This window comes from Cellulomonas sp. PS-H5, from assembly GCF_019265565.1.
Classification (GTDB): domain Bacteria; phylum Actinomycetota; class Actinomycetes; order Actinomycetales; family Cellulomonadaceae; genus Cellulomonas.
Map to the genome: position 1 here is coordinate 261,970 of NZ_JAHVCI010000001.1, position 20,491 is coordinate 282,460.

The window sequence follows — 20,491 nt, forward strand, 5'->3', positions numbered from 1 at the left end:
CACCCGACCACCCACGGACGAACGGAACCGCCATGACCAACCTGCTCGGCGTCCACGCCCTCGTCTTCGCCGGCGGCACCTCGCCCGCGGAGATGACCCAGATCATCCGGCAGACCCGCGAGGCCGGCTACGACCTCCTCGAGCTGTCGCTGCACGACTCCCCGGCCCTCGACGTGGTCGCCGCGCGCGCCGAGCTGGAGGCCGCCGGCCTCGGCATCGTCTGCTCCCGCGGCCTCGCCTTCGACGCCGACGTGTCCAGCGACGACCCCGCGGTCGTCGAGCGGGGCGCGGCGCTGCTGCAGGACTCGCTGCGGATCACGCACGAGCTCGGCGGCACCCACTTCACCGGGGCGCTGTACAGCGCGCTCGGCAAGTACGGCCGGCCGCTGTCGACGGCCGGGCGCGCGAACGTCGTCGCCACGCTGACCGACCTCGCCGCCGAGGCCGCCGGGCGCGGGATGACGCTCGGCCTCGAGATCTGCAACCGGTACGAGACCAACGTCATCAACACCGCCGCGGACGCGCTGCGGCTGGCCGACGACATCGGCCAGGACAACGTGCTGATCCACCTCGACACGTACCACATGAACATCGAGGAGTCCGACCTCGTGCGGCCGGTGCTGCTGGTCGGCGACCGGCTCGGCTACGTGCACATCGGGGAGAACCACCGCGGCTACCTGGGCAGCGGGCACCTCGACCTCACCGGGTTCTTCCACGCGCTCGCGGCCGTCGACTACACCGGGCCGATCACGTTCGAGTCGTTCTCCTCCGCGGTGGTCTCGCCGACGCTGTCGAACGACCTGGCGATCTGGCGGAACCTGTGGAGCGACGGCCCAGCGCTGGCGGCGCACGCCCACCGGCACATGACGAGCCTGCTCGAGGCGAACCGTGCCGCCTGAGGGCGCGGGCGCCGCGGTCGCGGACCTCGGGGCGCTCGCGGCCCGGGTGCGCGAGCTCGCCGACCGCACCGGCCGGCGGGTCGTCGTCGGCATCGCGGGCAGCCCCGGGGCCGGCAAGACGACGCTCGCGCTCCGGCTCGTCGAGGCGCTCGGACCGGACGCCGTCCACCTGCCGATGGACGGGTTCCACCTGGCCAACGACACGCTCGACCGGCTCGGGCGGCACGACCGCAAGGGCGCGCTGGACACCTTCGACGGCTGGGGGTTCCTCGCCCTGCTGCGCCGGGTGCACGCCGAGACCGACCACACCGTGTACGTGCCGAGCTTCCGCCGGGAGGTCGACGAGCCGGTCGCGGCCGAGCTCGCGGTCGAGCCGCACCACGCGGTCGTCGTCGTCGAGGGGAACTACCTGCTGGTCGACGAGGGCCCGTGGGCGCAGGTCCGGGACGCGCTTGACGACGCGTGGTTCTGCGCGACGCCGGGCGGCGAGCGGGAGCGGCGGCTCGTGGACCGGCACACCCGGCACGGCCGGACGGTCGAGGCGGCGACGGCGTGGGCCACGGAGGTCGACGGGCGGAACGCGGTGCTGATCGAGTCGACCCGCGACCGGGCGGACCTGGTGGTCTCGGGGGAGCTGGCGCCGGCCGCCGGGTGAGCCGGCCGGTCGCTCAACCCGCTGCGCCCTGCGCCGATGGGGTGGGTGACCGCACCGACGCGAGCCCGAGGAGACGCCCCGCATGTCCACCGCCACCGTCCCGCACGACAAGTCCGACCAGCTGGAGAAGGTCCAGGCCGGTCTCATCCAGGGCGAGCAGGTCTTCGCCGTCTACGACTGCACCGGCGCGGGCACGGGGTTCGTCGGGGTCACCAACCTGCGCGTGATCCTGCAGGACAAGTCGTTCGTCGGCGGCAAGAGCGCCGTGACGTCGCTGCCGATCCGGTCGATCACCTCGGTGTCGTTCGTGTCGGACAAGTCGATGTTCGGGAAGTTCGCGTCCTCGGCGACGCTCGCCATCACCGCCGGCTCGACGGTCCACGAGGCGACGTTCCGCGGCGACGACAAGGCGCGGCACGTGCACGACACGGTGCTCTGGCTGATCGCCTCGGGCGGGCGCTGACCGCCTGAGGCGCGCGCCCGACCCCAGGGGGACGGGCGCGCGGGCGCGGTCCGGCCCCGGGGGGACGACGACCCGGGGCGCTGCGCGGTCGGATGGGAGCCGTGAGCACCGCCGTCCCCGCCCCGCGCGCCGTCCCGGCCCCGCCCGTCGACCCCGGGCCGCCCGCGCCTGCCCCCGTCCCCGGCCGTCCCGCCCCCGCCGTCCTCGCCGCCGCCGTCGGCGCGGGCCTCGCGGTCGGGGCGCTGACCTCGTTCGGCCAGACGCTGCTGGGCGGGACGTGGTTCGCCGGGCTGGCGAACGCCGTCAGCCCCTGGCTGGTCGCCTCGTTCCTGGTGGGCGCGCTCGCCCGGCGCGGGTGGGTCGCGGCCCTCGCCGGCCTGCTCGCCTGCGCCGGCGAGGTCGCCGGGTACTACCTGGTGGCCGACCTGCGGGGGTTCGCCGTCGGTGCGGCGTCGGTCGCCGTGTGGGTGGTCGCGGGCGTTGTCGGCGGGCCGGTGTTCGGCTGGGCCGGGCGGCTCTGGCGGACGGCGGCGGGGCCGTGGCGCGGACTGGGTCCGGCGCTGCTCGCGGGGTGCTGGCTGGCCGAGGCGGTCGTGACGTACGCGGTCATGCTGCGGTACGGCGACGACGCGGCGGTGTTCGCCGTGGTGGCGGCCCTGCTGGTGGTGCTGCTCGGCCGGGTCGGTGGCCAGACCGGCGCGCTGCTGCGCTGGCTCCCGGCCGCGGCGGTCGTGGGCGCGGCCGGCTTCGCCGCGGTCCACGTGGCCCTCACGTAGCCGGGAGCGGACATCGGTGGAGCGTTCTGCCCGACACGCCGGGGCGGGGGGGGGCGACCCCGGCCCGCGGGTGCCCCCCCCGGGGGGGCGGGGGGGCCCGGGGGGGTCGTTCCCCCCCCCCCCCGGGGTGGGTGCCGCCCCCCCCCCCTCCACTCGGTTCCACCCACGAGGAGGAAGCGGGGCCGCCGGGCGGGCCTGCGTAGGAGCCCGCCCGGCGGGGTCGGTCAGCCCTCGCCGAGGAGGACCCGCGCCACGTCGGCGTCCAGCCCGGCGCGCACCGCGGCCCGGGCCGACGCCGCGTCGGGCGCCGCCAGCGCGGCCGCGGCCAGCGCCTGGCAGGCCTCCAGCGTCAGCGAGCGCAGCGCGTAGCGCGCGGCGGGCACCCGGCCCGCCGCCATCGACAGGCTGGTGATGCCGAGGCCGGTGAGCACGAGCGCCATCAGCGGGTCGGAGGCCGACTCGCCGCAGACGCCGACGGGCTTGCCGACGCGCACGCCCGCCGAGGCCGTCGCGGCGACGAGCGACAGCACGGCCGGCTGCCACGGGTCCAGCAGGTCGGCGAGCTCGCCGCGCAGCCGGTCGGCGGCCATCGTGTACTGCGCCAGGTCGTTGGTGCCCAGGGACACGAAGTCGACCTCGGCCAGGATCGCCTCGGCGAGCAGCGCGGCCGCGGGGACCTCGACCATGACGCCGACCTTGACGATGCCCACCTCGCGCGCGGCCGACGCGAACGCCCGGGCCTCGGCGGGGGTCGCGATCATCGGGGCCATGACCCAGACGTCGGCCTGCCGCTCGGCGGGCAGCGCGCGGACGGCCGCGCCCAGCGCCTCGAGCTGGCGGGAGACGATGCCCGGCAACGACCGGACCAGCCGGTAGCCCCGGACGCCGAGCGCCGGGTTCTCCTCGTCGGCCTGGGTGGCGAACGCCAGCGGCTTGTCGGCCCCCGCGTCGAGCGTGCGGATGACGACCTTGCGGCCCGCGTACGCCTCGATGACCTCCGCGTACGCGGCGGTCTGGTCGGCGACGGCGGGCTCGGTGCGCGCGTCGAGGAACAGCACCTCGGTGCGGAACAGGCCCACGCCCTCGGTGCGCGGCGCGGCCGCGCGGGCGTCGTCCGGGGTGCCGACGTTGGCCAGCAGCGGGACCTCGTGGCCGTCGGCGGTGGCGCCCGGGCCGGTGACGGCGGCCACGACGGCCTCGTCCTCGGCGCGGCGGGCCACGCGGTCGGCGGCCTCGGCGGACGGCGACACCTCGACGGTGCCGGCAGCGGCGTCGACGAGGACCGGCGTGCCGGCGGCCAGGGCGGTGGCGCCGGCGACCCGGACCACGCACGGCAGGCCGAGCTGGCCGGCGACGATCGCGGTGTGGCTGGTGGGGCCGCCGAGCTCGGTGACGATCGCGGCGACCTTCGACAGGTCGAGGGCGGCGGTGTCGGCGGGGGACAGGTCGTCCGCGACGACCACGGCCGGGGCGTCCAGCGCCGCGAGGCCGGGCTCCGGCACGCCGAGCAGCCGGGCGACGGCGCGGTGCCGGACGCTGCGCAGGTCCGTGGCCCGCTCGGCGAGGTCGCCGCCGGCGGCGGTGAACACGGCCGCGAAGCCCTCGACGGCCTGGTCCAGCGCGGTGGCCGGGCCGGTGCCGGCGTGCACCAGGCGGGCGGCCTCGGCGGCGAGCGCGGGGTCGCCGGCCATGGTGGCGGCGGCCTCGAGCATGTTCCTCAGGTCGGCGTTGCCGGTCGCGGCGGACCGGGCGCGCAGGTCGTCGCCGACCTCGGCGAGCACCGCGCGCAGCCGGGCCTCGGCGGCGGCCGGGTCGGCGGGCGCGGGCTCGTCGGCCGGGACCGACGGTGGGGCGGCGACCCGGGCGACGGGGGCCAGCGCGACGCCGCGCCCCACGCCGATCCCGGCGAGCACGGTGCCGGCGGCGGGCGCACCCGCGGGGGCCGCGTCGACGGTGGTCACGCCTGCTCCACCAGGTCCAGGTCGCTCTCCAGCAGGGCGGCCAGCTCGTCCAGCAGCGCCTCGGCGTCGTCGGCGGTGGAGCTCAGCTCGACCTGGTCGCCGTGCTGCAGGCGCAGGCCCATGACCGACAGGATGCTCGAGGCGTCCACGCCGGGCTCGCCCTCGCGGCCGATCAGGACGGGGTGGCCGCCCTCGGCGGCCTTGCGCGTCACCAGCGACGCCGGGCGGGCGTGCAGGCCGGTGGCGGTGGCGACTCGTGCTCGACGTCGAGGCATGGGGGACTTCCCTTCTCGTCGCGCCGACCTGCGTCGGACGGCGCGCCAGGGCAACAAAAAAGACCTGAGGCGTCCGACGCTCGCCGGTGCCTCAGGTCTTGCCTGAACCGCTCAGTAACAACCCTGGTGGCGTCAGTTGTACGGCTGCCGGGCCTGCGCCGTCAAACGCCCGGGTCGAGCGCGGCGCGTCAGGGGCGCGCCGGCGCGGGCGGCGCCGGGCGCCGCGCGGCGGGTCACCTCCCGGCGCGCGGCGGGTCACCCCACGAAGATGCAGAACGGGTGGCCCGCCGGGTCGGCGAGCACGTAGAGCGGCTCGTCCGGGTCGTCGCGACGGTCGAGCAGGAGGCGGGCACCCAGGGCCTCCGCCCGGTCCCGCTGCGCGTCGAGCGTGTCCCCGTCGGGCACCGTCATGTCCAGGTGCAGCTGCTGCGGCACGGCGGGCTCCGGCCACGTCGGCGGCGTGATCTCCGGCACCTTCTGGAACGCCAGCGGCCACAGCCCGTCGCCGCGCAGGACCAGCCAGTCGTCGCCCTGCGGGTCCGGCTCCCCGGGCGCGGGCGGCTCGTCCCCGGCGCGGTACTCCATGCCCAGCAGCGCCCGGTAGAACTCCGCGAGGCCCCGCGGATCGGTGGTGTCCAGCACCGTCTGCACGACCCGGGGCCGTGCGGCGCCGGGAGCGGTCGCGTCGGTCATGGGAGCACTCCTCGCGGGGACCGGCGGACGCCCGGCCGGCGCCCGCGCCGGTCCCATGATGGTGCCGCCGGACCGGACCCGCGACGGCGGGCTCCCCGGCGGCGGTAGAGTGCGTCAGCGCACGACGTCCCCGCCCGGCTCGCCCCTAGGGTGCGCGGGCAGACCTCTCACAGGGAGCACCCACAGGTGACCACCCCCCGCCCCGCCGCGGTCATCGTCCTCGCCGCAGGCGAGGGAACGCGGATGCGATCCGCCACCCCGAAGGTCCTGCACACCCTCGCGGGCCGCTCCATGCTCGGGCACGCGCTCGCGGCCGCCCAGGCCCTCGAGCCGCGGCGCACCGCGGTCGTGGTCCGGCACGAGCGCGAGGCCGTCGCGGCCCACGCCCGCGAGGTCATGCCGCAGGTGCTCGTGGCCGACCAGGACGACGTCCCCGGCACCGGCCGCGCCGTGCAGTGCGCGCTGTCCGTGCTGGACGCCGCCGCGCAGGCCGAGGCCGCGTCGGCCGACGACGGCCCGGGCGAGCCCGGCAGCGCCTCCGGCGTGCTCGTCGAGGGCCCCGTCGTGGTGCTCGCGGGCGACATCCCGCTGCTCGACGGCGAGACGCTCGGCGAGCTGCTCGCCGCGCACGCCGCCGACGGCAACGCGGTGACCGTGCTGACCACCGAGGTCGCGGACCCGACGGGCTACGGCCGCATCCTGCGCGCCGGCCCGGACGCCCCCGACGCCGGGGACGTTCTCGGGATCGTCGAGGAGAAGGACGCCACCGACGCCCAGCGCGCGATCGCCGAGATCAACTCCTCGGTCTACGTCTTCGACGCCGCCGTGCTGCGCGGCGCGTTCGGCCGGCTCGGCCGCGACAACGCGCAGGGCGAGGTCTACCTGACCGACGTGCTCGCGATCGCCCGCGGCGACGGCGGCCGGGTGCGCGCGCTGCGCACCGACGACCCCGTGCTGGTCGAGGGCGTCAACGACCGCGCGCAGCTCGCGGTGCTGCGCGCCGAGCTCAACCGCCGGGTCCTCGACGGCTGGATGCGCGCCGGCGTGACGGTCGTCGACCCGGCCACGACCTGGGTCGACGTCGACGTCGAGCTCGCGCAGGACGTGACGCTGCTCCCCGGGACCCAGCTGCTCGGCGCGACGTCGGTCGCCACCGGCGCCACGATCGGCCCGGACACCACCCTCCAGGACGTCGAGGTGCACGCCCGCGCCACGGTGGTCCGCACGCACGGCTCGCTGGCCGTGGTCGGCGAGGACGCCACCGTCGGCCCGTTCGCCTACCTGCGCCCCGGCACGGTGCTCGGGGAGCGCGGCAAGATCGGCACGTTCGTCGAGACGAAGAACGCCGAGATCGGCGCCGGGTCCAAGGTGCCGCACCTGTCGTACGTCGGCGACGCCACGATCGGCGTCGAGACGAACATCGGCGCCGCCTCCGTCTTCGTCAACTACGACGGCGTGCGCAAGCACCGCACGACGATCGGCTCCTACGCCCGGACCGGCTCGGACAACATGTTCGTCGCCCCGGTCGAGGTCGGCGACGGCGCGTACACCGGCGCCGGCAGCGTGATCCGGCACGACGTGCCGGCGGGGGCCCTCGCGGTCAGCGCCGGTGCCCAGCGCAACATCGAGGGCTGGGTCGCGCGGTCCCGCCCGGGCACCCCGGCCGCCGAGGCCGCCGCCCGCGCCCGCGGCGAGGACGCCGAGCTGTCGCCGCAGGCCCGTGCCGAGCGCGAGCGCGCCGGCCAGGCGACCGCCGGCACCGGCGTGCACCGCACGCCACCCCCCACCCTGCCGGACCACCCGGCCCCGCTGCCCGACGCCCAGCCCAGCACGGAGGACACCGCACGATGACCGGGATCGTCTCGCAGGACGGTGAGAAGCGGCTCGTCCTGGTCTCGGGCCGCGCCCACCCCGAGCTCGCCGCCGCCGTGGCCAAGAGCCTCGACATCGACCTCCTGCCCACCACGGCCTACGACTTCGCGAACGGCGAGATCTACGTCCGGTTCGCCGAGTCGGTGCGCGGCGCGGACGTGTTCGTGCTGCAGAGCCACGCGGCGCCCATCAACCAGTGGCTGATGGAGCAGTTCCTCATGGTCGACGCGCTCAAGCGCGCCTCGGCCAAGACCATCACCGTGATCGCGCCGTTCTACGGCTACGCGCGGCAGGACAAGAAGCACCGCGGCCGCGAGCCGATCTCGGCCCGCCTCATGGCGGACCTGTTCAAGACCGCCGGCGCCGACCGCCTGATGAGCGTCGACCTGCACGCCGCGCAGATCCAGGGCTTCTTCGACGGGCCGGTGGACCACCTGTGGGCCATGCCGATCCTCACCGAGTACGTGCGGACCCGCGTCGACGTGCAGAACGTCACCGTCGTGTCCCCGGACGCCGGCCGCATCCGCGTCGCGGAGCTGTGGGCGCAGAAGCTCGGCGGCGGCCCGCTGGCGTTCGTGCACAAGTCGCGCGACATCCGGCAGCCGAACAAGACGGTCGCCAACCGCGTCGTCGGCGACGTCGAGGGCCGCACCTGCGTGCTGGTCGACGACCTCATCGACACGGCCGGCACGATCGCCGGCGCGGTGCGCGTGCTGCACGAGGCCGGCGCCAAGGACGTCATCGTCGCGGCGACCCACGGCGTGCTGTCGGACCCGGCGATCGACCGCCTGCAGCAGTCGGGCGCCCGCGAGGTCATCATCACGGACACGCTGCCGATCCCGGAGGAGCGCCGGTTCGAGGGCCTCACGGTCCTGTCGATCGCGCCGCTCATCGCCCGCGCGATCCGCGAGGTGTTCGACGACGGCTCGGTGACCAGCCTGTTCGACGGCCAGTCCTGAGCCCCGCGCGCGGCGCCCGTCGCCGCGCGCCCGCCCGAGGCCCGCTCGCCCCACGCCGGGGGAGCGGGCCTCGGCGCGTCGGCGCGTCCCGGGGCCGTCGGGGCGCGCTGCGTGGTCGCCGGGCCGGTTTCGTGCGGGCCGCGCGCCCGGGTAAGATCGACCAGTTGCCTCGGCGAGGGATGTCGGACGGTCACCGGAGAGACCCGGGTCCATCCGGTCCGTGATCGACAGGGTGGAACGCCTCCGCGTGCCCGTCCAGCGCCCCGCGTCGAGGCCACCACCGCTCGCCATCGCCCTTCTCAGCACTCCAGGAGTCACCGTGTCCGAGATCAAGCTCGCCGCCACCGCCCGCACCGAGTTCGGCAAGGGCGCCGCGCGCCGCCTGCGCCGCGCGCACCAGATCCCGGCCGTCCTGTACGGGCACGGCACCGAGCCGGTCCACGTCGCCCTCCCGGGCCACGAGACCATGCTCGCGGTCAAGGGCGCCGCGAACGCGCTGTTCGAGATCCAGCTCGACGGCAAGCCGGTCCTGGCCCTCGCCAAGGACGTCCAGCGCGACCCGGTCAAGAACATCATCGAGCACGTCGACCTGCTGATCGTCCGGCGCGGCGAGAAGGTCTCGGTCGAGGTCCCCGTGACTGTCGTGGGCGAGTCGGCCCCCGGCACCATCCACATCGTCGAGACCCAGGCGCTCGCGCTCGAGGCCGAGGCCACGCACCTGCCCGAGCACGTCGAGGTCTCCATCGAGGGCCTCGAGGCCGGCACCGCGCTGACCGCCGGCGAGCTGACCCTGCCGAAGGGCTCCGCCCTGGTGACCGACGCGGAGACCATCGTCGTGACCGTCACGGTCCCGACCGTCTCCGCCGAGGACCGCGCCGCCGACGAGGCCGAGGCCGAGGCCGCCGCCGAGGCTGCCGCGGAGTGATCCGCCCGGCGCGCCCCGCGCGCGCCGACCGCGTCGGGACGCCCGGTACCGTGACGGTGCCGGGCGTCCGGCGTCCCCGGAGACGGACGACGGAGGGAGTGGCGCCGCGATGAGCGACGTCTGGCTGGTGGTCGGGCTCGGGAACCCCGGGCCGCAGTACGCCGGGAACCGGCACAACGTCGGGCAGATGGTGCTCGACGAGCTCGCGCGCCGCGGGCAGGCCTCGTTCGGGTCGAAGGGCGGCGTGCTGTCCCGGCGCCCGCAGGCGGCCACCGCGGAGGTGCGCATCGGCACGCTGCCCGGCGGCGCCCCGGGCCCCCGCGCGGTGCTCGCGAAGCCGACCACCTACATGAACACGTCCGGCGGCCCCGTCGCCGCGCTGGCGCGGTACTACGACGTGCCGCCCGAGCGCGTGATCATGGTGCACGACGAGCTCGACATCCCGTTCGGGGAGATCAAGCTGAAGATCGGTGGCGGCGAGGGCGGGCACAACGGCCTGCGCGACACCACCAAGGCGCTCGGCACCAAGGACTACCTGCGGGTGCGCGTCGGCGTCGGCCGGCCGCCGGGGCGGATGGACGCGGCCGACTTCGTGCTGCGCGACTTCGCCAAGCCGGAGCTCAAGGAGCTGCCGCTGCTGCTGGACGACGCCGCGGACGCCGTGGAGATGCTGGTCACCGAGGGCCTGGAGCGCGCGCAGCTCCGGTTCCACACCCGCACCGCGTAGCCGCGCCACCGCGCGCCACCGAGGCCGTCACCCCACCGGGGGTGGCGGCCTCGCGCGCGTCCGCGCCGCGGTGGCGCCCGCCCCGCATCGCCGCGGCGCCCGTCGAGCGAGTAGCCGACGCGTCGAGCGAGCAGTCGGCGACTACTCGCTCGACGTGTCGAGTACCCGCTCGACGCACGCCCCGTCCGGCGCGCGGGGCGCGCGGGCGCGGAGGCCCGGGTCGGGCGGGGGGCGCGCGGGGCTGCGCGGGCGGGTGAACCGCGCCGCCGTCGGCCCGCCGCAGGCCCTCGCGTCGGCGCTGGTCAGCGGGGTTCGTGCTGGTCAGGACCACCCCCTCCGGGTACCCCCGGCGGGGGCCGTTCGGGGGTGTTCGTGCACGTCAGAGGGGCTGCGCTCGCCCATACGGGTGTGAAAGGGGTGAAAACGGACACATCGGGCGGACTAGGACAAACACGCTGATATAGCCTCAACTCACACCAAAGCCGCCCGGGGGGATCCGACATGAGTCTGCTCGACGATCACGACGTCTCGCGCTCCGCGCAGCGCGACGTCGCGGCACCGGGCACGGTGGCACCGAGCGGCACGACGGCCCCCGCGGGCGCCGTCGATCGCCCCACGGAGCAGCCCGCCACGGGGGAGTCCGCCGCCGAGCGCACCCCGGCCGAGCACGCGGCCGCCGAGCGCCGCCGCGACACCCGCGGCCCCCGGCTGTCCTGGGCGTCCGACCGCCCGTTCCACGAGCCGCTGGGCCACGCCGCGCCCTCGGGCTGGCGCGGCTCGCACGCCGCCTACCAGGTCGAGACCCTGGCCCGGGACGTCGTCCTGGCCACCTGCGTCCCGACGCTGCTCCTGTTCCTCATGCACGGCGTGACGCTTCTCCAGCTGTCCTGGGGCCTGATGATCGGCCTGCTGTACATCGCGTTCGTCGCGGTGGAGCGCGGCTACGACCGCCAGGTGATCGGCGACGGCCACCAGGAGTTCGAGGCCGTGATCCGCGGCGGCGTGCTGACCGCGGCCGCGCTGGCGGTGTTCGCGGTCGGCGCGGACGTGGACGTGCCCCGCACGATCGTGTTCCTCGCGCTGCCGCTGGTCGCGGTGCTGCTGCTCGGCGCCCGCCACCTGGCGCGCCGGTCGCTGCACAAGCGCCGCGCCCAGGGCGAGTCGATGCGCCGCACCCTGGTGGTGGGCGACGCCTCCTCCATCACGCACGTGGTCGACGACCTGTGCGGTCTGCCGCAGTACGGCTACAACATCGCCGGCGTGTGCGTGCCCTCGTTCGACGGCCCGCTGCCCGCGCTGGGCGTCCCGGTGCTCGGCACGGTGTCGGACGTCGTGCAGGTGGCGGTCGACGGCGAGTTCGACGTCGTGATCGTCACCGGCTCCGAGCTGTCGGGCCAGGCGCTCCGCCGGCTGTCCTGGGCGCTGCAGCGGACCGACACCGAGCTGGTCGTCGCCCCGGGCATCGTCGAGGTCTTCGGCCCGCGTGTGACGCTGGAGCCGACCGCCGGGCTGTCGCTGATCCACGTGAACGCCGCCGAGTCGCGCCGGTCCCGGATCCTCGCGAAGCGCGCGTTCGACACGGCGTTCGCGCTCGGCGCGCTGCTCGTGCTGTCGCCGGTGCTGGCCGCCACGGCTCTCGCAGTGAAGCTCACCAGCCCCGGCCCGGTGCTGTTCAAGCAGACCCGGGTCGGCAAGGAGGGCCGCGAGTTCTCCATGCTGAAGTTCCGGAGCATGGTGGTCGACGCCGAGGAGCGGCTGGCCGCGCTGCGCGCCGCGAACGAGGCCGACGGCCCGCTGTTCAAGATGGACCGCGACCCCCGGATCACCCGCATCGGCCACTTCCTGCGCAAGCACTCGCTCGACGAGCTGCCGCAGCTGATCAACGTGGTCAAGGGCGAGATGGCCCTCGTCGGCCCGCGCCCGCCGCTGCCCTACGAGGTGGCCCAGTACCGGGAGTCCGCGCGCCGCCGCCTGCTGGTGAAGCCCGGCCTCACGGGCCTGTGGCAGATCAGCGGCCGCGCCGACCTCGCCTGGGAGGAGGCGGTCAAGCTGGACCTCCGGTACGTGGAGAACTGGTCGATCGCCTTCGACCTGATGATCCTGTGGCGCACCGTGCACGTCGTCGTGAGCGGTCATGGCGGTCGGTGACGGGGTCGCGCTGGCGCACGACTACGCCACGCAGCGCGGCGGTGCGGAGCGCGTCGCCCTGGTGATGGCCGACGCGTTCCCCGGCGCCCCCCTCTACACGACGCTGTACGACCCGGCCGCGACCTTCCCGGAGTTCGCGCCGCTGGACGTGCGGACCAGCCCGATCGACCGGTTCGGCGTGCTGCGCCGGCACCACCGGCTGGCGCTGCCGCTGCTCGCCCCGGCCGTGGGCGCGACGCCGATCGAGGCGGACGTGCTGCTGGCCTCGTCGACGGGCTGGGCGCACGGGTTCCCGACCACGGGCCGCAAGGTCGTCTACTGCCACGCCCCGGCGCGCTGGCTCTACCAGTCGGACCGGTACCTCGGCCCGTCCCGGCAGGGCGGCTCCGGCAACGCTCCCGGCGGCGCCCAGCGCCGGCTCGCGGCGGCGGCCCTCGGGCTGCTCGCGCCGGCCCTGCGCGCGTGGGACCGGCGCGCCGCCGGCACCGCGGACCGCTACCTGGCGAACTCGACGGTCACCGCCCGCGCGATCCGCGAGGTCTACGGCATCGAGGCGGAGATCGTGCCGCCGCCGCCCGCGATGCTGCCGGGCGGCGCCGAGACCCCGGTGGAGGGCGTCGAGCCCGGTTTCCTGCTGTGCGTGGCGCGGCTGCTGCCGTACAAGAACGTGGACGTCGTGATCGAGGCCGTGCGGCGCACCCCGGGTGCGCGGCTGGTCGTGGTCGGCGACGGCCCGGAGCGCGCCGCGCTCGAGCACCGCGTGCGCGACCTGCCGCGTGTCGTGCTGGCCGGCCGGGTCGACGACGCGCGCCTGCGCTGGCTCTACCGGAACAGCGCCGCCCTGGTCGCCGCCTCGTACGAGGACTACGGCCTGTCCCCGCTGGAGGCCGCCGCCTTCGGCCGCCCGTCCGTCGTCCTGCGCGACGGCGGGTACCTCGACACCGTCCGCGACGGCGTCACCGGGGAGTTCTTCGACGCCCCCGACCCCGACCTGGTGGCCGAGGCCGCCGGTCGCGCGCTGGCCCGCACCTGGGACCCCTCGGTGCTGACCGCGCACGCCGACGACTTCGCCGCGGAGCGGTTCGTCGAGCGGCTGCACCGCGTCGTGCGCGAGGAGCGCGCGGCCGGGAGGTCCGCCGGACCCGGCGGACCCGAGCGGCCCGACCCCGCAGAACCCGTGCTGACCGAGAGGCGATCCCGATGACCCTGCAGGACATGTTCCGGACCATCTGGTTCGGCAAGTGGCTGGTGCTGGTGTCCGTGCTCGCCGCGCTCGGCGGCGCGTACCTCTACGTGTCCCGCCAGGAGCCGCAGTACGCCAGCACGGCGACGGTGCAGATCGTCGACGCCGAGACGCTGGCCGCCTCGGGCGTGCGCCTGGAGAGCGACCCGAGCCTGGTCACGAGCGACGCCGTCACGGCCGCCGCGGCGAAGGACCTCGGCGACGCCGACCTGGCGGACGGCCTGGCCGCGTCGTCCTCGGCGGAGTACGCCACGGACAACCCGAACACGGTCATCATCACCGAGACCGGCCCCGACGCCGACGCCACGGTGGACCGGGCCAACGCCATCGCGACCGCGTACGTCGCGGCGCTGCAGGCGCAGTTCGACGACGACCTCGCGTCGATGCAGGAGCGGCTGAGCACGCTCGCCACCAGCATCGACCAGCAGCAGAAGGCGATCACGGAGGCCCGGCGCGCCGCCGCCGCGGCCACGGCCGCCACGAGCCCGAACGCCCAGGTGGACCCGGTCGACGGCCTGCTCGAGGCGCAGTACTCGACCACGATGGACCAGTACCAGACGCTGTCCGGCCAGCTCACCCAGGCCCAGCTGCTGGCCTCGCCGGCGACCATCCTGCAGAACGCCGTCGGCAGCACGCTGGTGAGCATCCCGGGCAGCCTGGTCTACGCGATCGCGGCGCTGGCCGGCCTGCTCGTCGGCATCGGCCTCGCGGTCGTCCGCCGCGGCCTGGACACCAAGGTCCGCACCTCCGGCCAGGCGCGCCGCTCGGCCGGCGCCCCGGTGCTGGCGCGGCTCTCCGGCACGGGCGTCGCCCTGAAGTCGGCCGAGGCCGAGGGCACCCTGCCCGTCGCCCGCCGCGAGGCGACGGCCTACACCCGGTCGATCCGCGAGCTGCGCACCGCGCTCCAGGCCGCGGTCGAGAACGACTCCGGCAGCGCCGTGATCGTCGTGACCGCGGCGGACGTCGAGACCCCGCGGTCGTTCCTGGCCGCGAACCTGGCGGCGTCCTGGGCGCTGTCCGGCCGGAGCGTGGTCGTGCTCTCCGGCGACCTGCGCCAGCCGCGGCTCAACGCGCTGCTGCCCGCCGACGCCGACGCGCCCGTGCGCACCGGCCGGGCCGGCGGCCGCGCCCGCACCGCCGCGCTGCCGACGGCGATCCCGCACCTGTCGGTGCACCCCGCGCTGCAGACGGAGCTGGACCCGGCCGACTTCCTGGCCTCGTCCGACGTCCGCGCGCTCGTGGAGCAGCTCCGGGCCACCGCCGACGTCGTCATCATCGACGCCCCGCCGATGCTGGTGGCGGCCGACGCGACGATCCTCGGCTCGTACGCCGACGGCGTGCTGCTCGCGGTCACGCTGGGCCACACGCACGTCGGCGCGGTCGAGGAGTCCGCGGAGCGCCTGCGGGCCGCGAACGCCGCGCTGCTCGGCCTGTCGGTCGACGGCACGACCGAGCGCAGCGAGGCGACCTACGAGGCGACGTACGCGTTCGCCGGGGCCGAGGAGTCCGCGGAGGCGGACGCCGAGGAGGCACGTCCCGAGGACGAGCGTGCCGGGGCCGGGTCGGCCGGCCAGCCCGCGCCGGGCGCGGAGGCGCCCGCGGACGCCGAGGGCGCGGCGGACGCGGAGCACGCCGCCGACGCCGAGCGCACCGCGGACGCCGAGCGCACCGTCCCCGGCGAGGCCGGCGCCGACGCGTCGGGCCCCCGCGGCGACGGCCAGCACCGCGCCGCCGACGTCGTCGCCGAGGACGCACAGCCGTCCGCGGACGACCGCGCCGCCGACCGGTCCGCGCAGGCCGAGTCCGACGCGGACGCCGACGCCGACACCGACGCCGACCGCCCCGCCGAGGACCGCGCGCCGGTCGCCGCCGAGTCGAAGTGACCGCGGCCCCCGCACCGGGCGCCGCCCCGCGCCCGGTGCGGGTGGTCGTCCTCGACCACACCGCCCAGCTCGGCGGCGCGGAGCTCGCGCTGCTGCGCACGGTCCGCGCCCTCGACCCGGCCGCGGTCGAGGTCACCGTCGTGCTGTTCGCCGACGGGCCGCTGGCCGGGCGGCTGCGGGACGCCGGGGTCGCGGTCCGGGTCCTGCCCCTGGACTCCCGGATCGCGCAGACCGACCGCGCGGCCGCCGGCCGGTCCGCCCTGGGCGCGGCCCGCTCGGCGGCGGCGACCCTGCCGTTCGTGGCGCGGCTCGCCCGGCTGCTCCGGGACCTGCAGCCCGACGTCGTGCACACGACGTCCCTCAAGGCCGACGTCCTCGGGCTGCCCGCCGCCCGGCTCGCCCGCCGCCCGCTCGTCTGGCACGTGCACGACCGGATCGCCGAGGACTACCTGCCGGCGCCGGTCGCCCGGGTGCTGCGGGTGCTGGCGCGCCGCGGGCCCCGGCACGTCGTCGTGAACTCGCACGCCACCGCGCGCACGCTGCTGCCGCTGCCGCGCGGCTGGACGCTCGCGTACCCCGGCCTCGCGCCGGAGCAGGTCGCCGCCGACCCGGCCGCCCGCCCCGCACCCGCCACCCCGGTGATCGGGCTGGTGGGCCGGGTGAGCCCGACGAAGGGCCAGCGGGAGTTCGTGGCCGCCGCCGCGCTGCTCACCGAGCGGTTCCCGGACGCCCGGTTCCGGGTGGTCGGCGCCGCGCTGTTCGAGGAGCAGGCGTACGAGGTCGAGCTGCGCGCGCAGGTCGCGGCGCTGGGTCTCACCGACAGGGTCGAGCTGACCGGCTGGGTCGCGGACCCGGTCGGAGAGATCGACCGGTTGTCGGTCCTGGTGCACGCCTCGCCGGTGCCCGAACCGTTCGGCCAGGTCGTCGTCGAGGGCATGGCCCGCGGCGTGCCGGTGATCGCGACCGCCGGCGGCGGCATCGACGAGATCGCCGTGGCGGCCGACGGCACGCCGCGGTGCCTCGTGGTGCCGCCGCGGGACGTGCCGGCGCTGGCCGAGGCCGTCGCGCAGGTGCTGGACCGCCCGGAGGAGGCGGCGGCGCGCGCGGACCGCGCGTGGAAGGACGTGCAGGCCGACTACGCGGTCGCCCGCACGGCGGAGCGGCTCACCGCGGTGTGGCGGCGGGTCGCGAGGCCCGCACGCGGCTGAGCACCGCCTGCATCTCGCGCACCCGGTCCGACCAGCGCGGCACGTCCGCCGGCGCCGGCCCGATCCCGTCCGGGCGGCCCTCCGCGAGCACCCGCACGACGGCGTCGGCGAGGTTCTGCGGCGAGGCCGTGGTCACGCGGTCCGCGGGCTGGTCCCGGAACCCCGCGACCGGGGTCGCGACGACGGGCCGGCCGACGGCCAGGTACTCGTAGAGCTTGATCGGGTCCAGCGAGTCGGTGAACCCGTCGACCACGTGCGGCACCAGCAGGGCGCCGGCGTGCTGCAGGTAGCCGGGCACCAGCGCCGCCGGGCGCGGGCCCAGCACCAGGGCGCCGGCGGCGTCCAGCCGGGTCAGGTCCAGCGGGTCGAGCAGCGCGGGCCCGACGAGGACGAGGCGCGCCCCGGTGGCCCGCAGGTGGGTGGCGACCCGCAGGCAGGCCTCCACGTCCAGGCGGTCCGGGTGCATCGTGCCGACGTACACGGCGTACGGCCCGTCCGGCAGGTCCGCGGGGCGCGGCTGCGGCGTCCGGTAGGCGTCGACGTCGACGGCGTTGGTGAGCAGCGTGACCGGGCGGTCGGCGCCCTTGGCCCGCGCGAGGGCGAGGGAGCACACGACGACCTCGGCGCACCGCTCGACGAGCAGGTCCTCCGCCGCGCGGGTCCGCTCGAGCTCGGCGGGCTCGCGCACGGCCCGCAGCCAGTCGTCGGTCACGTCGTAGAGCGACCGCCAGCCGGTGGCGCGGAGCACCGCGGCGCCGTCGGGGTCGTTCACCCAGAGCACGGGGTCGGGCATGCCGAGCCGGCGGGCCACCCGGGCGACCGTGCGGGCGCGGCGGTCGTCGCCGGCCGGGTCGAGGCGCCGGGGCAGCCACTTGGTGGGCCGGTACGCCCAGGCGCGGCCCGCGGGGGCGCCGTCGTCCGGCCCCAGCGCGCGCAGCCGCCGGCCGAGCGTCGGGGACGCGCCGCGCCGCAGGTCGTGCAGGTGGTCGACCGGGGGCTCGACGAACAGCACCCGCAGGCCGGGGTCGGCCGCGAGCAGGCCGGCGACCAGGTGCTGGTTGCGGCGCCACACCTCGTCCCACGGCTCGAGGGAGAGCACGACGAGGTCGCGGCGGTCGCCGCCGGCCGGAGTTCCGCCGGGGCGGGCGTCGGGAGCCCCGGCCGCGTCGGGGCCGGACGCCGCGCCTGCCGCGTCCCGGGTGTCGGCGCTCACGGGGTCACCCCGGTCACGCCGGGCGCTGCGGGCGTCGCCGCAGGCCCGAGCGGGGCGCCCAGCGCCGCCGCGTACACCGCCGCGATCCCGTCCGCGTGCGTCTCCGGTCCGAACCGGCGCTGCTGCAGCGCCCGCAGCTCCTCGCCGTAGGCGGCCCGGCGCTCGGGGTCGCGGGCGAGCCGGGCGAGCGCGGCGCCCGCTGCCTCGACGTCGTCCGGCGGCACCAGCACCGCGCCGTCGGCGGCCCCGACCGTCTCGGAGTGCCCGCCGCCGCGACCCGCGACCACGGGGGTGCCGTGCGCCATCGCCTCGACGGCGGACAGGCCGTACGGCTCGTCGCCGCGCGGCGCGAAGAAGATCCCGGCGGTGGCCAGCAGCGCGGGCACGTCGGCGCGCATGCCGAGGAACCGCACGGACCCGCCGAGGCCCAGCGACGCCGCCAGCGCCTCCAGCTCGGGCCGCAGGGCGCCGTCGCCCGCCAGGTGCAGCTCCCAGCCCTCGGCGGCGAGGCCGGAGGCGGCCCACATCCGCAGGGCCACGTCGGTGCGCTTCTCGGCCTCGAGCCGCTGCGCCATCAGCACCACGGGGCGGCGGTCCGGCTCCGCGCCGGTGCGCGGCACCACCGGGACGCCGGGGTGCACGACGGTCGACGGGCCCTCCACCCGGTCGGCCACGAACGCGCTGATCGCGACCTGGGCGGCGATCCGCGGCGCGACGAACCGGCCGACGGCGCGGCCCACCGCGGACGACCCGCGGCGGTCCGCGAAGTGCCGGGTCGCGACCACCGGCGCTCGGGCCGCGGCGGTCGCGGCGAGCTCGGCGGCCGTCATGTGCGCGTGCACGAGCCGGGCGTCCAGCCGGCGCAGCGCGCGGGCGGCGCGCAGCGGGGTGGGTGCGGGGGACCAGCGGACGCCGGAGCCGGCGAGCTCGGCGGGCATCCGGTCGGCGGCCCCGCCCAGGACGTGCACCCGCAGGCCGCGGGCGTCCTGGGTGCGGGCGAGCGTCGTGACGTAGCGCTCCACGCCGGCGAAGGCGTCGGTGCACACGACGTGCACGACGTCGGGGCGCGCCGCGGGGGCGCCGGGCGCGGTCACGAGGGCTCCCGGTGGCCGACGGGCAGCGCGGGGCGGGGGCGGCGCGGCCGACCGCCGACGACGGCCTCGCGCAGGTGCCGGGCGCGCCGGCCGGCGGGGCTGTCGGACGGGCCGGGCGTGCTCCGGGACGACGGCGGCGGCGGTCCGAGCACCGCGGGCTCGTCCTCGACCTCCCCGGACCGCTGCGCGTGCGCCTGGGCGCCGAGGCAGATCCCGGCGATGACGAACGGGATCGACACCTGGGCCGCGACCCAGAACAGGTCGAACTGGCCCTGCACGAACCGCATGAGCACCAGGACGAACGCGAGGGTGCCGTACCGGGAGTCGACCCGCCAGAGGATGACCAGGATCGCCAGGAACATCACGAGGAACCCGACCAGCCCGACGATGCCGCCGGACGACAGCATCTCGAACTCGGCGTTCGGCGGCTGGAAGTTCTCCTCGAACCGGTCGGTGTACCACCAGCGCAGGCCGGCGCCGAACCACGGGTACTGCTCCCAGATCAGCAGCGACTGCCGGAACCAGATCAGCCGCTGGTAGGCGGAGTTGTACTGGTTGCCGGACTCCAGCTGGTCCTGCACCAGCGTGCCGATGACGACCGCGGCGCCGGCGATGGCGAGCAGCACGACCTTCGACCGGTGCCGGTGCGGGTCGGGCCGCAGCGCGACCACGGCGATGGCGACGGCGAGGCCGATGAGCGCCTGCCGGGACTGCGCCACGAGGATGCCGGCGAGGAACAGCCCGAACAGGCCGAGGCAGATCAGGTCGTTCCACTGCAGCCACCGCGGCCGGGTGTAGACGATGATCGCCGCGAACGCCAGCACGCACCCGATGTAGTTCTTGTGCATGAGCAGCGGCTCGTTCAGGTACACCGGCCCGAAGTTCCCGGAGGCCGCGTTCACGGCGAACTGGCCCAGGGCGGCGAGGGCGACGACGACGGAGCCGCCGACGTACAGGCCCAGCGCGAGCCGCGCGTGCCCGGCGGCGCCGATCGCCCAGCCGACGAGGAGCGCACCGCCGACGAGCAGCCACTCGTGGAACCACTCGACGGCGTTCGCGACGTAGGGGTTGGCGATGACGGTGAACAGCACCGTGGCCTGGTAGAACGCCGACGCCCACAGCACGTTGCGCATGGGCCGGGTCAGCGGGCGGCGGCAGAACAGCAGCGCCGGCCAGAACGCGGCGAACAGCACGAAGTCCGACACCGACAGCGCGCCGCCGACCCGGTTGACCAGGAGCAGGAGCGGCATGCCGAGCACGGGCAGCGCCATCGGCATCCGCAGCGTGAGGCCGACGACCAGCACCACCGCGGCCACGCCGAGGGCCAGCACCGGCTGCGCGGAGGTGGCCGCGCCGACGACGAGGGCGGTGGCGACGAGCGCGCCCCCGGCGAGCGCGCGGCGGCCGGCAGTGGTGCGGGGGAGCCGCTCGGCGAGCGCGCCGCCGACCGCGACGCGGTGCGGGCGGACGCCGGGGGCGAGCTCGGGGGCGGGCGCC

Annotated in this window: 18 protein-coding genes; 12 read left to right on the forward strand and 6 right to left on the reverse strand. The window is 76.6% G+C overall.

Annotated elements, in window-relative coordinates; genetic code table 11:
- Positions 1-32: 32 nt before the first annotated feature.
- From J5O08_RS01145 to J5O08_RS01160, 4 genes are all read left to right on the forward strand, one after another.
- Positions 33-899, forward strand: coding sequence for a sugar phosphate isomerase/epimerase (locus J5O08_RS01145; protein ID WP_218704998.1), 867 nt, complete (start codon positions 33-35; stop codon positions 897-899).
- Entirely contained in the window at positions 889-1,554 is a 666-nt protein-coding gene (locus J5O08_RS01150) for a nucleoside/nucleotide kinase family protein (RefSeq protein WP_218704999.1), read from the forward strand. The genes J5O08_RS01145 and J5O08_RS01150 overlap by 11 nt, the downstream gene beginning before the upstream one ends.
- An 82-nt stretch (positions 1,555-1,636) precedes the next feature.
- Positions 1,637-2,017: a PH domain-containing protein gene (locus J5O08_RS01155; protein WP_218705000.1), complete on the forward strand. Its 381-nt coding sequence runs from the start codon at positions 1,637-1,639 to the stop codon at positions 2,015-2,017.
- A 101-nt stretch (positions 2,018-2,118) separates the two neighbouring features.
- The gene (locus tag J5O08_RS01160) at positions 2,119-2,793 is read left to right on the forward strand and encodes a DUF6518 family protein (protein WP_218705001.1); all 675 of its coding nucleotides are present in this window, start codon (positions 2,119-2,121) and stop codon (positions 2,791-2,793) included.
- 224 nt (positions 2,794-3,017) lie between these two features.
- Here the strand turns inward: J5O08_RS01160 and ptsP are convergent, their stop codons facing one another.
- From ptsP to J5O08_RS01175, 3 genes are all read right to left on the reverse strand, one after another.
- Complete coding sequence (gene ptsP, locus J5O08_RS01165; protein WP_308281221.1) at positions 3,018-4,754, reverse strand: phosphoenolpyruvate--protein phosphotransferase; 1,737 nt, start codon at positions 4,752-4,754, stop codon at positions 3,018-3,020.
- Positions 4,751-5,029 carry an HPr family phosphocarrier protein gene (locus J5O08_RS01170; protein ID WP_218705002.1) on the reverse strand — a complete coding sequence of 93 codons (279 nt, stop codon included), beginning with the start codon at positions 5,027-5,029 and terminating at the stop codon, positions 4,751-4,753. Before J5O08_RS01170 ends, ptsP begins: the two co-directional genes overlap by 4 nt.
- 255 nt (positions 5,030-5,284) lie before the next feature.
- Positions 5,285-5,722 (reverse strand): VOC family protein, encoded by a 438-nt coding sequence (locus J5O08_RS01175; RefSeq protein ID WP_218705003.1) that lies wholly within the window; start codon positions 5,720-5,722, stop codon positions 5,285-5,287.
- A gap of 243 nt (positions 5,723-5,965) precedes the next feature.
- Here J5O08_RS01175 and glmU point away from each other — a divergent pair, with 243 nt between their 5' ends.
- The 8 genes from glmU (at position 5,966) to J5O08_RS21480 (ending at position 16,687) form a co-directional block, all read left to right on the forward strand.
- Entirely contained in the window at positions 5,966-7,573 is a 1,608-nt protein-coding gene (gene glmU, locus J5O08_RS01180) for a bifunctional UDP-N-acetylglucosamine diphosphorylase/glucosamine-1-phosphate N-acetyltransferase GlmU (RefSeq protein WP_374225901.1), read from the forward strand.
- Positions 7,570-8,553, forward strand: a complete 984-nt coding sequence (locus J5O08_RS01185; RefSeq protein WP_147795744.1) for a ribose-phosphate diphosphokinase — start codon at positions 7,570-7,572, stop codon at positions 8,551-8,553. Before glmU ends, J5O08_RS01185 begins: the two co-directional genes overlap by 4 nt.
- Positions 8,554-8,872: 319 nt before the next feature.
- A complete protein-coding gene (locus tag J5O08_RS01190; RefSeq protein WP_217615089.1) occupies positions 8,873-9,478 on the forward strand; it encodes a 50S ribosomal protein L25/general stress protein Ctc in 606 nt (201 codons plus the stop codon).
- Positions 9,479-9,587: 109 nt separating this feature from the next.
- Positions 9,588-10,205, forward strand: coding sequence for an aminoacyl-tRNA hydrolase (gene pth / locus J5O08_RS01195; RefSeq protein WP_147795746.1), 618 nt, complete (start codon positions 9,588-9,590; stop codon positions 10,203-10,205).
- A 501-nt stretch (positions 10,206-10,706) separates the two neighbouring features.
- Positions 10,707-12,353: a sugar transferase gene (locus J5O08_RS01200; RefSeq protein ID WP_218705005.1), complete on the forward strand. Its 1,647-nt coding sequence runs from the start codon at positions 10,707-10,709 to the stop codon at positions 12,351-12,353.
- Positions 12,340-13,557, forward strand: a complete 1,218-nt coding sequence (locus J5O08_RS01205; RefSeq protein ID WP_218705006.1) for a glycosyltransferase — start codon at positions 12,340-12,342, stop codon at positions 13,555-13,557. The genes J5O08_RS01200 and J5O08_RS01205 overlap by 14 nt, the downstream gene beginning before the upstream one ends.
- Entirely contained in the window at positions 13,554-15,479 is a 1,926-nt protein-coding gene (locus J5O08_RS01210; RefSeq protein WP_218705007.1) for a polysaccharide biosynthesis tyrosine autokinase, read from the forward strand. The genes J5O08_RS01205 and J5O08_RS01210 overlap by 4 nt, the downstream gene beginning before the upstream one ends.
- Positions 15,476-16,687 (forward strand): glycosyltransferase, encoded by a 1,212-nt coding sequence (locus J5O08_RS21480; RefSeq protein WP_218705008.1) that lies wholly within the window; start codon positions 15,476-15,478, stop codon positions 16,685-16,687. The genes J5O08_RS01210 and J5O08_RS21480 overlap by 4 nt, the downstream gene beginning before the upstream one ends.
- On the opposite strand, the gene J5O08_RS01220 is transcribed toward J5O08_RS21480, so the two are convergent.
- From J5O08_RS01220 to J5O08_RS01230, 3 genes are all read right to left on the reverse strand, one after another.
- Positions 16,644-17,900 (reverse strand): glycosyltransferase, encoded by a 1,257-nt coding sequence (locus tag J5O08_RS01220; RefSeq protein ID WP_218705009.1) that lies wholly within the window; start codon positions 17,898-17,900, stop codon positions 16,644-16,646. The genes J5O08_RS21480 and J5O08_RS01220 overlap by 44 nt on opposite strands.
- On the reverse strand, positions 17,897-18,994 hold the full coding sequence (locus J5O08_RS01225) for a glycosyltransferase family 4 protein (protein WP_218705010.1): 1,098 nt from the start codon (positions 18,992-18,994) through the stop codon (positions 17,897-17,899). The genes J5O08_RS01220 and J5O08_RS01225 overlap by 4 nt, the downstream gene beginning before the upstream one ends.
- On the reverse strand, positions 18,991-20,491 hold a 1,501-nt coding region (locus J5O08_RS01230), incomplete at its 5' end, for an O-antigen ligase (RefSeq protein ID WP_218705011.1). The genes J5O08_RS01230 and J5O08_RS01225, both read right to left, overlap by 4 nt.

Excerpts from the sequence above, each read along its gene's own strand:
- J5O08_RS01175 (WP_218705003.1), bottom strand. The coding sequence starts at position 5,722 with ATGACCGACGCGACCGCTCCCGGCGCCGCACGGCCCCGGGTCGTGCAG.
- J5O08_RS01170 (WP_218705002.1), bottom strand. The coding sequence starts at position 5,029 with ATGCCTCGACGTCGAGCACGAGTCGCCACCGCCACCGGCCTGCACGCC.
- J5O08_RS01200 (WP_218705005.1), top strand. The coding sequence starts at position 10,707 with ATGAGTCTGCTCGACGATCACGACGTCTCGCGCTCCGCGCAGCGCGAC.
- glmU (WP_374225901.1), top strand. The coding sequence starts at position 5,966 with ATGCGATCCGCCACCCCGAAGGTCCTGCACACCCTCGCGGGCCGCTCC.
- J5O08_RS01145 (WP_218704998.1), top strand. The coding sequence starts at position 33 with ATGACCAACCTGCTCGGCGTCCACGCCCTCGTCTTCGCCGGCGGCACC.
- J5O08_RS01185 (WP_147795744.1), top strand. The coding sequence starts at position 7,570 with ATGACCGGGATCGTCTCGCAGGACGGTGAGAAGCGGCTCGTCCTGGTC.
- J5O08_RS01155 (WP_218705000.1), top strand. The coding sequence starts at position 1,637 with ATGTCCACCGCCACCGTCCCGCACGACAAGTCCGACCAGCTGGAGAAG.
- pth (WP_147795746.1), top strand. The coding sequence starts at position 9,588 with ATGAGCGACGTCTGGCTGGTGGTCGGGCTCGGGAACCCCGGGCCGCAG.
- J5O08_RS01205 (WP_218705006.1), top strand. The coding sequence starts at position 12,340 with ATGGCGGTCGGTGACGGGGTCGCGCTGGCGCACGACTACGCCACGCAG.
- J5O08_RS01210 (WP_218705007.1), top strand. The coding sequence starts at position 13,554 with ATGACCCTGCAGGACATGTTCCGGACCATCTGGTTCGGCAAGTGGCTG.